The sequence below is a fragment of the Anoxybacillus sp. genome (assembly GCF_036834105.1).
Taxonomy (GTDB): Bacteria; Bacillota; Bacilli; order Bacillales; family Anoxybacillaceae; genus Anoxybacillus.
On sequence record NZ_DAITON010000085.1, the window covers coordinates 1 to 10229 of the forward strand.

13 protein-coding genes are annotated in these 10229 nt (G+C 42.1%); 4 read left to right on the top strand and 9 right to left on the bottom strand.

What is annotated here, in order from left to right; genetic code table 11:
• A partial coding sequence (locus tag V7Z64_RS09095) for a manganese catalase family protein (protein ID WP_334110157.1) occupies positions 1–463 on the top strand: 463 nt, incomplete at its 5' end.
• On the opposite strand, the gene V7Z64_RS09100 is transcribed toward V7Z64_RS09095, so the two are convergent.
• The 5 genes from V7Z64_RS09100 to V7Z64_RS09120 are packed head-to-tail and all read right to left on the bottom strand — an operon-like array spanning position 464 to position 4525.
• Complete coding sequence (locus tag V7Z64_RS09100) at positions 464–904, bottom strand: YpbF family protein (protein WP_297988083.1); 441 nt, start codon at positions 902–904, stop codon at positions 464–466.
• Positions 905–963: 59 nt separating this feature from the next.
• Complete coding sequence (locus V7Z64_RS09105) at positions 964–1488, bottom strand: LysM peptidoglycan-binding domain-containing protein (protein ID WP_297988081.1); 525 nt, start codon at positions 1486–1488, stop codon at positions 964–966.
• Positions 1481–2071 carry a CPBP family intramembrane glutamic endopeptidase gene (locus V7Z64_RS09110; protein ID WP_297988079.1) on the bottom strand — a complete coding sequence of 197 codons (591 nt, stop codon included), beginning with the start codon at positions 2069–2071 and terminating at the stop codon, positions 1481–1483. The genes V7Z64_RS09105 and V7Z64_RS09110 overlap by 8 nt, the downstream gene beginning before the upstream one ends.
• Positions 2068–3510: a RecQ family ATP-dependent DNA helicase gene (locus tag V7Z64_RS09115; protein WP_297988077.1), complete on the bottom strand. Its 1443-nt coding sequence runs from the start codon at positions 3508–3510 to the stop codon at positions 2068–2070. The genes V7Z64_RS09110 and V7Z64_RS09115 overlap by 4 nt, the downstream gene beginning before the upstream one ends.
• A complete protein-coding gene (locus tag V7Z64_RS09120) occupies positions 3503–4525 on the bottom strand; it encodes a helix-turn-helix domain-containing protein (protein WP_297988075.1) in 1023 nt (340 codons plus the stop codon). The genes V7Z64_RS09115 and V7Z64_RS09120 overlap by 8 nt, the downstream gene beginning before the upstream one ends.
• Positions 4526–4725: 200 nt before the next feature.
• On the opposite strand from V7Z64_RS09120, the gene V7Z64_RS09125 reads away from it, so the two are divergent.
• From V7Z64_RS09125 to serA, 3 genes are all read left to right on the top strand, one after another.
• Positions 4726–4974 carry a ferredoxin gene (locus V7Z64_RS09125; protein ID WP_003394452.1) on the top strand — a complete coding sequence of 83 codons (249 nt, stop codon included), beginning with the start codon at positions 4726–4728 and terminating at the stop codon, positions 4972–4974.
• Positions 4975–5094: 120 nt separating this feature from the next.
• Positions 5095–5595 (top strand): inorganic diphosphatase, encoded by a 501-nt coding sequence (locus tag V7Z64_RS09130; protein ID WP_003394446.1) that lies wholly within the window; start codon positions 5095–5097, stop codon positions 5593–5595.
• Positions 5596–5766: 171 nt separating this feature from the next.
• Positions 5767–7341 (top strand): phosphoglycerate dehydrogenase, encoded by a 1575-nt coding sequence (gene serA / locus V7Z64_RS09135; protein WP_297988057.1) that lies wholly within the window; start codon positions 5767–5769, stop codon positions 7339–7341.
• A 28-nt stretch (positions 7342–7369) separates the two neighbouring features.
• Here the strand turns inward: serA and V7Z64_RS09140 are convergent, their stop codons facing one another.
• The 4 genes from V7Z64_RS09140 to V7Z64_RS09155 all read right to left on the bottom strand — a co-directional run bounded on the left by V7Z64_RS09140 (position 7370) and on the right by V7Z64_RS09155 (position 10153).
• On the bottom strand, positions 7370–8182 hold the full coding sequence (locus V7Z64_RS09140; RefSeq protein WP_297988055.1) for a histidinol-phosphatase: 813 nt from the start codon (positions 8180–8182) through the stop codon (positions 7370–7372).
• A gap of 222 nt (positions 8183–8404) precedes the next feature.
• Positions 8405–9106 carry an ATPase gene (locus V7Z64_RS09145; RefSeq protein ID WP_297988053.1) on the bottom strand — a complete coding sequence of 234 codons (702 nt, stop codon included), beginning with the start codon at positions 9104–9106 and terminating at the stop codon, positions 8405–8407.
• Positions 9099–9569 (bottom strand): ECF transporter S component, encoded by a 471-nt coding sequence (locus V7Z64_RS09150; RefSeq protein ID WP_297988051.1) that lies wholly within the window; start codon positions 9567–9569, stop codon positions 9099–9101. Before V7Z64_RS09150 ends, V7Z64_RS09145 begins: the two co-directional genes overlap by 8 nt.
• A gap of 2 nt (positions 9570–9571) precedes the next feature.
• A complete protein-coding gene (locus V7Z64_RS09155) occupies positions 9572–10153 on the bottom strand; it encodes a cob(I)yrinic acid a,c-diamide adenosyltransferase (RefSeq protein WP_297988049.1) in 582 nt (193 codons plus the stop codon).
• Positions 10154–10229: the final 76 nt, after the last annotated feature.

A 10229-nucleotide genomic window follows, 5' to 3' on the forward strand; every position in this document is an offset into this window, starting at 1 on the left:
GGCTGCCGCATTACGATACTTAAATCAACGATATACAATACCAGATAAAGTAGTTGGTTTACTTACAGATATAGGAACAGAGGAATTCGCCCACTTGGAAATGATTGCAACAATGATTTATAAATTAACAAAGGATGCTACACCTGAACAGCTGAAAGAAGCAGGTTTAGGCGAACATTATGTCAATCATGGCTATGCGTTATTTTATCATAACGCAGCGGGATCGCCATGGACAGCAACATACATTCAAGCAAAAAGCGATCCCATCGCTGATTTGTATGAGGATATCGCCGCAGAAGAAAAAGCACGAGCAACGTATCAATGGATTATTGATATGAGTGATGATCCTGATTTGAACGACGGTTTACGCTTTTTACGCGAGCGTGAAATCATTCATGCTCAACGTTTTCGCGAAGCTGTTGAAATATTAAAAGAAGAACGGGACCGAAAGAAAATTTTTTAGCTATTTATGTTCATGATAAAGTTGAATATCGTACGTTTCCTTCATCCATGTAAAAAGAAGATGCCGTTTTTTCCACGTCTCCTCTTGAAGCAATTCGCTACTTTTTTGAATGAATTCACAGCGAAGAGCATGAAAATCTTGTTCTGCTTTTTCGCTCTTTTTTTTATAAAACGAAACAAGCCACCCGAACGAACCCACGAATGCAACAAACCAGAAAATACGTCCATCATCAATCATTGTTCCGATCATTCGTTCTATCGATGTATGATTCGGGATAACAACATGTTGATATATATATAATCCAAATAAAGTAAGCGAAAGCAAAAACAAAATAAATGACCATTTCATTCTTTTTTTCATATCGTCCCATTCTTTTTTATGAGCGATTATGCGCTGTAAAATGACCTTTGTCACTTCATCTAAATCTATCGGGAAAATCATAGCCACCCCTACCGATCGTGTTTTATTACGATTGTATGTCCATCGGTAGGGTGGTATACCTATTTTGCGCCCATATTCGGAATTTTTAACACTTGACCTTTTTGTAACTTTGTGCTCGTTAAATGATTCCATTCTTTAATGAGATCCATCCCTTTTTCATTTCCATAATATTTCATCGCAATGCTATATAACGTTTCGTTTTCTTGTACAGTGTGATACGTAAAGGACGGCTCCGTTTCATCTGACGCATGTTCCTCTTCTTTTCCTTCGTTTTCAAGCGGCTTTCGTTGAGGGGCTTTTTCTTTTTGTTGATCAACATCAACTGTTTCATAGCTTTCGTCATCGATCGTAACCACTTGAATCGGTCGCTTTTCAACTAAGTGATACATACTATAAATCGCGATAGGTAATAGAACGAAGAAAAGAGCGAGAATACGAACGAGTGGATGTTTCATTTTCCATTTTGTTTTTTTCTTTTTGCTATGCACTTGGCTACGTGGTGGCAAATGAAATTCATTGCTCTCTTGTTGATTACTTATATTCTCCATTTTTTTACGTAAATTTTCTGCTTGGTCTTCACGCATCGCTTTTCACCTCTTTCACACGATACCGGATGTGTAACGCCAAAATAAAATCAATGAAAAAGTGAGCAAAAATCGTCACCCATAAGTTGCCCGTCCATTCATATATCAAACCAATCCAAAAGCTTAAACTAACAACCGCAAAAAGAAGAAGCCACTTTCGCCAATAACGAATGTGCAATAAACCAAAAATAACACTCGCCAAAAACAAGCCAGCATGCGTCTGAATGACACCGCGAAACAGCAGCTCTTCACAAAAAGCGATAACAGCAGTCATTATAAAAATGTGTGGAACCGAACGAGAACGAAATAATTTTTCATTAATTCCCCCGTCGTCATACCAATGTTCAGGTGCATAGCGAATCAGTAAAAAGTCGACAAAAAGAACAAGTGCGGCGCAACCTCCACCATATAATAATATTTCCCGTACATCCCATTGCCATATCGCCAAAAATGTGTCTCGTGTAAATAAATATAAGCCTAATGCTAATGCAATAAGAAAAATAAGCGCCTGCGTGATATACAAATGGTATACAATTTCCCGCTCACTTATTTGGTTTGCAATATCTATTTGTTTTTTAATCATCTGCTTTCCACCCTTATCGCAAACATCGAACGAAGCTCTTCACGCCACGGTCGCAGCTGTATATGTTGCGTATGCTGGCCTTCGTCATTGACGTATACATGCGCACCACATCGGTCACAACAACGTTCATTCGTAAGTGGTTGCTGCTCGAAGTATGAGAGAATGGCTCGACGACGGCATGTTTGTTCATCAACCCATCGTTTCATAAATTGACATTTTGCAATTTTTTCTTGTTTTCTTTGTTCCATGCGACGATATAGCTTCCTAGCTAGTACGTGTATATGTTCATGCCCATTCATTTGTTCAAACCAATATAAAACGAGTCTTTGTTGTACGTCTGTTAACCCCGTCTCCTTTTGTCCACTTCGTAAAGCGTGCAGGGCATGTACAATTTGTTCTATAGTTGGAAATTCCATATCAATCATCGCTTGTCCGAGCTGTTCATCCCCTGGCGCGTATAGTAATATGGCGATACTTTCATTTCCATCTCGCCCGGCGCGTCCGACTTCTTGCCAATACGCTTCCGGCTGTGTCGGTAAATGAAAATGTATAACGAAGCGAACATTCGATTTATTAATGCCCATTCCGAAAGCATTTGTACAACAAATAACATCTAGCTGATCGTAAACAAACTGCTGTTGGATGAGAAGACGTTGTTCACCATCCATTCCACCGTGATAATAACTTACACGATGCTTCCCATGTAACATTCGCGCGAGCGTTTCCGCCCATTGACGACTCGACACGTACACAATGCCCGGTTTAGGCAAAGAGGCAATGAGCTCTTTCAACGCCTCGATTTTCTCTTCAACAGTATGGACGTATTGGACGTATAAACAAATATTTGGGCGATCAAGCGGATATATATGCTGTTTTACACGCTTAAGTTTTAACGTCGTTACAATATCTTCAATGACTTGACGTGTAGCTGTTGCCGTTAATGCGAGACAAGGGGGATCGCCAAGCGTCTGCCGAAGAAGACCAAGCTTTAAAAAATCAGGACGAAAATCGTGACCCCATTGCGAAATACAATGCGCCTCATCTACAACAAACAACGAAATATGTATACGCGCTAACGCTTCAATAAGCAAAGGGGACTGTAAAATTTCTGGCGAAGCGTAAATAAAACGGTACGATGGTAATTCGCGCAATGCGTCTTGTTTTTCGCGATAAGAAAGAAAACGGTTGAGCGCCACAACTCGTTTTTCACCACGGTTTCGCAACTGCTGTACTTGATCTTCCATAAGTGACACGAGCGGGGAAATAATTAACACGCTACCTTCTAATATGTAGCCAGGAAGCTGATAACAAAGCGATTTTCCTCCTCCGGTCGGAAGCATAGCAACACAATCCCATCCGTTTAGCACATCTTCAATAATTTCTCTCTGTCCTGTACGAAATGAATCGTAACCGAATCGCTTCTTTAATATATCAAACATCTTCCCTCTCCCATCTTGCCAATGCGAGGCGAATTTCAAAATAAGACGCATCAGGGAGCGCCTCTTTAATCATCCGTAATTTGTTCGTTTGTAATTGACGGGCGTGCTGAATAATACGTGTACGTTTATTTTCTTCCAAAAACGGCGTGATCACAAACGATGGCACATATGTTGCGATTTCTACAATATGATCTTCAATCGTTCCTTTTTTCAGTCGACGCAACTGTGCAATTTGTTCAAGCGAATACCCTTCTTTCAATAATGCCCATGTTTTTTCAGCTGAACTTGTCAATTGTGTGCGCTTTTGTTGCCGCAACGAATATAAGAGTGGGAACTTTTCCTTTTCCTTTTCCGTCATGTCAAGCATATAATGAAGCACATTTTGAAACAATAACAGCACAGTAACATCTTCTTCTTCAATAGCGTAAGCAATTTGTTCGTTCGTCCAGCCGATGCGAGCATGAGTCGTCAGACGCCAAACAAAGATGTTAGCCTCTTTTTCTTCAACACCGCTCAGCAGTTCGTTCATTTCATGATATAGTAACCGAGCCGTCGTCGGTATATGTTTATGTTGAAACAGCCATCGTTTAACAAACAATTGAGTGGACTCATCTCGATGAACAGGCTCAAAAGAAGTGCGATGAACGATGTTAGCGATTGCCTGAACGAGCAAAGAAAGTCTTTTCCAAAACGATGATGATTCATTCATATGTTTCCAGCCATCGACATAAGAAGGAAGAACAAAATGTCTAATTTCCTCTTTCCCAGTTGGCGTTATGCGATATATATGCTCCCCCGTTTGATAAACGAATGCTTTCTCTTCTAACTCGCGCGCTACATGAAGTAAACGGGAACGTTCAATCGGTACGGTTCCGAATAAGCGGCTAACGCCATACCATTTACTGTCTTGTAATGTTTGCGCTGTTTTTTTTCCATTCAGCAAGTGATCGATCGCAGCAATAGACCGTTCGCCGCGAAAACGATCGATACAAAATAAAACGATATGTTGCAACATGAAACATTCACTCCATTTTCTCTTTCATTTTACCAGATTAAGCGGGAAGATGTGAGGGGAAACTACGTACTGATAAGCATTTTCAATGGAGTTTTTTATTGAAAAGTTACCGGAACACATTTATTATAAAAGTGTGAGGAATACGTTTCCAACGTTTCATATGAAGTGGTTGGTTCCATATAATTAAGGAGGGTCATTGTATGCCAAAGTACACAATTGTTGACAAAGAAACATGTATCGCCTGTGGTGCTTGCGGAGCAGCTGCGCCAGACATTTACGACTACGACGATGAAGGTATTGCGTACGTCACATTAGACGACAACCAAGGAATCGTCGAAGTGCCAGACGTCCTAATCGACGATATGATGGACGCGTTTGAAGGCTGTCCAACCGACTCAATCAAAGTAGCGGACGAGCCATTTGACGGCGATCCAAATAAGTTTGAATAAAAAACAACGAGGGGCAAACTTCGCGGGAAGCTTGCCCTTTTCTTTTCCTCAATCATTGTCACCACTTGTCCAATCGACTATAATAAAAAAGTATACATAATGAAGAAGGAGGAATTTGGCATGGCGTTTGAAAACAAAGTTGTTGAAGCGTTTATTGAAATTCCAACAGGGAGCCAAAACAAATATGAATATGACAAAGAGCGCGGCGTATTCAAGCTTGATCGCGTTTTGTATTCACCAATGTTTTATCCTGCGGAATATGGTTATTTAGAAAACACGCTTGCATTAGATGGTGATCCGCTCGATATTTTAGTGATCGTAACAAATCCAACATTCCCTGGTTGCGTTATCGAAACGCGCGTGCTTGGCTACTTAAACATGGTAGACGGTGGCGAAGAAGATGCGAAATTAATCGGCGTTCCTGTCGATGATCCTCGCTTCGCTGATGTACGTAGCCTCGAAGATCTTCCACAACATAAATTAAAAGAAATTGCCCATTTCTTCGAACGCTATAAAGACTTAGAAGGCAAGAAAACAGAAATTGGCACGTGGGAAGGTGCTGAAGCGGCTGCAAAACTCATTGACGAGTGCATTGCACGCTACAACGAGCAAAATAAATAACTTCCATTTTTTTAAGCTGGCGATAAGCCAGCTTTTTGTCTTTTTTCCGAACGTTTATACATAAAAGCGTTTTCATTTGTATGACCTTTCCGAAAGTTATTGACACGTGTATATCGTTATGTTAAATTATCAGAAATTTAAAAACTTGTTGTTTGAAAGGAGCGAATGTTTGTGGTGCGCATTTTAGTATCAGATGCGATAAGCGAAGAAGGTCTCGCCCCTCTTCTCGCTCATCCAACCATTGAAGTAGTGCAAAAAAAAGTAAACGAAGTAGAAGAAGAGCTTCATCAATTTGATGCCTTGCTCGTTCGCAGCGCAACGAAAGTAACAGAACAGTTACTTCAAAAAATGTCGAATTTAAAAATTGTTGGGCGGGCTGGAGTCGGCGTTGACAACATTGATGTCGATGCAGCGACACGATACGGCGTCGTCGTCATTAACGCTCCAAACGGCAATACCATTTCTACAGCGGAACATACATTTGCGATGATGGCTTCGTTAGTGCGCCGCATTCCACAAGCGCACATTTCAGTAAAATCACGTGAATGGAATCGTTCCGCTTTCGTCGGTGTCGAGTTGTTCGGAAAACATTTAGGCATTATCGGGTTCGGACGAATCGGTTCGGAAGTAGCGAAACGCGCACGGGCATTTGGTATGCACGTTCACGTCTACGATCCATTTTTAACGAAGGCACGAGCAGAAAAAATTGGCGTGGACGTTTGTACGCTCGATGAGTTGCTTGCACAGGCGGATATCATTACTGTACATACGCCGCTGACAAAAGAAACGAAAGGACTTCTCGGTCCAAAAAATTTAGCAAAAACGAAAAAAGGGGTGTACTTAATTAACTGCGCCCGCGGGGGAATCATTGATGAACAGGCGCTTATCCCATTTTTAGAAAATAAACATGTGGCCGGGGTTGCCCTCGATGTATTTGAACAAGAGCCACCGGGGGATCATCCGCTTCTTTCGTTCGATAACGTCATCGTCACTCCACATCTTGGAGCGTCTACTGTAGAGGCGCAAGTAAACGTAGCAACACAAGTGGCTGAAGAAGTATTAAAATTTTTACAAGGTAAACCCGTTACGTCATCTATTAACTTACCGACGCTTTCAAAAGATGTGTATGAGAAAATTCAAGCGTTTTACACGCTAGCTCGAAAAATGGGCATACTTGCGTCGCAATATATGAGCGAACCTGTTCAAGAAATAGCTATTACGTATTCCGGTTCGGTTGCTGATTTAGAAACGACGTTTATTACGCGCAGTTTGCTGGCCGGATTTTTGAAACCGCGCGTTGCTTCAACCGTCAATGAAGTAAACGCCGCCATGATTGCAAAAGAACGAGGCATTGCTTTTAGCGAAAAATTTTCAGCAAACGGGAATGACTATAACAATAGCATTGCTTTAACGGTATATGGTGAAAACAAAACGTTTACGATGAAAGGAACGCATATTGCCCATTATGGGGATCGTATCGTCCATTTTAACGGTTTTGCGATCGACTTTGCTCCGGAAGGACATTTATTGTACATTCAACATCACGACAAACCAGGAATGATCGGAAAAGTCGGAAACATTTTAGGCGACCACCAAGTAAACATTGCCACGATGCAAGTTGGTCGTCAAGAAGCGGGAGGAAAAGCGATTATGATGCTTTCGCTCGATAAGCCACTTGATGATGCACTCGTTGACACGCTTGAAAGCATTGAGGACATCGATGTTGTAAAAAAATTGGAAGTATAAAAGGTTCAGCCATTGAGCTGAACCTTTTTTATCCAAGTGGAACGGCTTTCCGTTCCCCTTTCGAAAATGTCATAATTTCGGTATAACCGACCTTTTTCGCAAGGGCAACCGCTTTGTCGTAATCAGCGCCAACATCTTGCGGAACGTGCGCATCAGAAGATAGGACAATCGGAATGCCTTTATCGTAGCACATTTGCAACAGGCGCGGATCAGGATATAGTTCCCCGACAGGTTTCCGCAATCCTGCTGTACTAATTTCCACACACGTTTTCGAATTTGCTAATGCTGTTGTTGCACGGTCGTATTGCTCAAGCAAAAACTCTTCATCTTCTGGTACATATTTAAAAATTTTCACTAAATCTAAATGACCTATAATGTCAAATAAATTGGACTCGGCTAGCGTAACGACTTGATCAAAATATTTTCGATATGTATCGTATACATCACGACGATCCCATTCCTTTCGAAACTCAGCTAAATCAATGCCGAAGTCATCCACCCAATGGATTGAACCAATGACATAATCAAAATCGTAAGCGCGAATAAATTGCGCCATTTCGTCATGCTTTCCCGGCGTGTAGTCCATTTCAATCGACATTTTTACATCTATTCCCGCATTCCACGCTTCGTGAAACAGCTGAACGTAATCAGCCATATCATAATAGCGGCGTTCTTCAATCCACGAGTTCGATAAAATGTTTTTCGTCTGATAAAAGTGATACGCATGCTCGGAAATGCCGAAATGCTCAATGCCTTTTCGCGCTGCTTCGTCCGTAAATTGCTTTAAATAATCGAGCGTCAACGTCCCACGCTCTAAATGATTATGGTAATCTGTTAACATCTTTCTCTCCCCCTCTCGTATTGTTCTACATTATATAGCACATTTCTCTCTTTTTCTAGTTGTTTAAACCGACGAGAAACAATAAGTGAATACAAGCTGCCATACCAACAACAACAAGTACACGCTTCATCATATCTTCCATTGCACATTCCCTCCCGTTCACGATAACCATATATGTTGTATGCGAAAACGTGAACGGTTAGAACAACGAAAAGTAATACTTTACAATTTATTTACAATTGGATAAAAAAGTGTTTGAGCGAGTGACCGGAGCAATCGTTCTTGTTTGCGATCATAACTCATTAACACGCATGTGGCGGGACCAGCAGACGCATGAAGCGGTAAAGAACAATGAATAGGCCGATCGCCACAAACGAGTTTCCATTCATGGTGGATCCCTTTTGAACCGATTGGAATCATTTCATACACACCATCTAGCTGCAAAAGTTCGCGAAAAAGCGCAAGCGGTAGCACACGATGTTTTCTTTTCATAACGGCTTCGCCAACGAGAGGCTCACCGATGACCGCCCAACAAGCATCACCCGGTGTCACACCTATTTTTTTACGATCTATTGTTACCGTTCCAGCAACAACGAAGCCAACGGCCGATTGCATAAGCGGCATATTCGACTCGCTACTTCCTACGATCGGTAACGACAATTGTAGCTCTTCCATCGCTTGTTGAATTCCTGCAGTAAGCGTTTCCCATACGTCATCAGACGCAAAATTTTGCATGATGAACGCTTTCGGGATCGCACCGATGCTCATAAGTTCCATGAGCGCTACGCGGGCCCCATAATAACCGACAACATCGTATGGTACTTGAACAACATCATGTTGCTTTAAGCCAATCCCACCGGAACAATCCGCTGCAAAAACAAGCTCTGTCTTTTCGTCAAGCGGTACACATAATACGTCACGCATGCCGCTCCCCCCATACACGTTGCAACGCTTTTGAAACAACGACAGCAATTGCTAAATTGACCCCAGTAGCCAATGCGAGCGACGGAAAAATAGACAATACAAACGCCGGACTAATGATCCATACGAAAGGTAAAGGGGCAATACATGCGTTCCCTACAAAAAAGCATATATAGCTGCGAACGAGCCAACCTTTTTTAATGAGCAAGCCAACGATATATAGAAGGGCGGCCATTTCGCAAGCTACGAGCAAATGAAAAGGTCCGAGCGGGAATCCGCCAAATAGCGCAGATACAATATGACCAATACACGCGACAAGCGCGGCTGCCGTTGGGCCAAGTAAAAATGCAGCAACAACGGCAGGCGCACTATCTAGCGCAATACTTCCAATCGTAAACGGAATTTTGATGAGCGAACCGATAACGGATAAACTAACAAACATAACAAGAAAGGTAAAACGGCGCATCATCATTCCCCTTTCTTTTCCTCTTTGTCACGAAACACGATGGCGCTTCGTTCATACTCTACATCCTTTACATGTAATCGGGCGTTCACGACACGCGCAACAGCAAACAAATAGTCCGATAGACGGTTCATATATTGCAAAACAACGTCGTTCGTTTTTTCTTGCTTCATAAGCGCGACAACACAACGTTCCGCCCGTCGCGTGACCGTACGCGCCATATGCAGCGCCGCAGCTTGCGGCGATCCCCCTGGTAAAATAAATCGTTCAAGCGGCGGTGCCTGTTGAATATATGCATCGATCCGTTCCTCTAAAAACGCGACCATATCCGGTTTTACTTTGTACGGTATTTTCCCACCAACGATGGCTAAATCGCCGCCACAATCAAACAGTTCATGTTGAATGCGCTGCAATTCTTGATAAATATCGCAAAACTGTTCATCTTGCAATAACGTCATCGCCCAGCCGATGACCGAATTTGCTTCGTCAATCGTTCCGTACGCCTCCACACGCACATGATTTTTATCGACTCTCCCACCAACTAAACTTGTTTGCCCTTGATCTCCTGTTTTTGTGTACAATTTCATATGAACCACCCCTATTTGATTTGTGGTATTGTCAAAAGTTTTAAAGACACACCCTAAGTTTTTATTGATTTTCTGC

What these genes read in the sequence shown, in the direction of transcription:
- V7Z64_RS09100 (WP_297988083.1), bottom strand. Translation starts at nt 904, where the DNA reads ATGATTTTCCCGATAGATTTAGATGAAGTGACAAAGGTCATTTTACAG.
- V7Z64_RS09105 (WP_297988081.1), bottom strand. Translation starts at nt 1,488, where the DNA reads ATGCGTGAAGACCAAGCAGAAAATTTACGTAAAAAAATGGAGAATATA.
- V7Z64_RS09110 (WP_297988079.1), bottom strand. Translation starts at nt 2,071, where the DNA reads ATGATTAAAAAACAAATAGATATTGCAAACCAAATAAGTGAGCGGGAA.
- V7Z64_RS09115 (WP_297988077.1), bottom strand. Translation starts at nt 3,510, where the DNA reads ATGTTTGATATATTAAAGAAGCGATTCGGTTACGATTCATTTCGTACA.
- V7Z64_RS09120 (WP_297988075.1), bottom strand. Translation starts at nt 4,525, where the DNA reads ATGTTGCAACATATCGTTTTATTTTGTATCGATCGTTTTCGCGGCGAA.
- V7Z64_RS09125 (WP_003394452.1), top strand. Translation starts at nt 4,726, where the DNA reads ATGCCAAAGTACACAATTGTTGACAAAGAAACATGTATCGCCTGTGGT.
- V7Z64_RS09130 (WP_003394446.1), top strand. Translation starts at nt 5,095, where the DNA reads ATGGCGTTTGAAAACAAAGTTGTTGAAGCGTTTATTGAAATTCCAACA.
- V7Z64_RS09140 (WP_297988055.1), bottom strand. Translation starts at nt 8,182, where the DNA reads ATGTTAACAGATTACCATAATCATTTAGAGCGTGGGACGTTGACGCTC.
- V7Z64_RS09145 (WP_297988053.1), bottom strand. Translation starts at nt 9,106, where the DNA reads ATGCGTGACGTATTATGTGTACCGCTTGACGAAAAGACAGAGCTTGTT.
- V7Z64_RS09150 (WP_297988051.1), bottom strand. Translation starts at nt 9,569, where the DNA reads ATGCGCCGTTTTACCTTTCTTGTTATGTTTGTTAGTTTATCCGTTATC.
- V7Z64_RS09155 (WP_297988049.1), bottom strand. Translation starts at nt 10,153, where the DNA reads ATGAAATTGTACACAAAAACAGGAGATCAAGGGCAAACAAGTTTAGTT.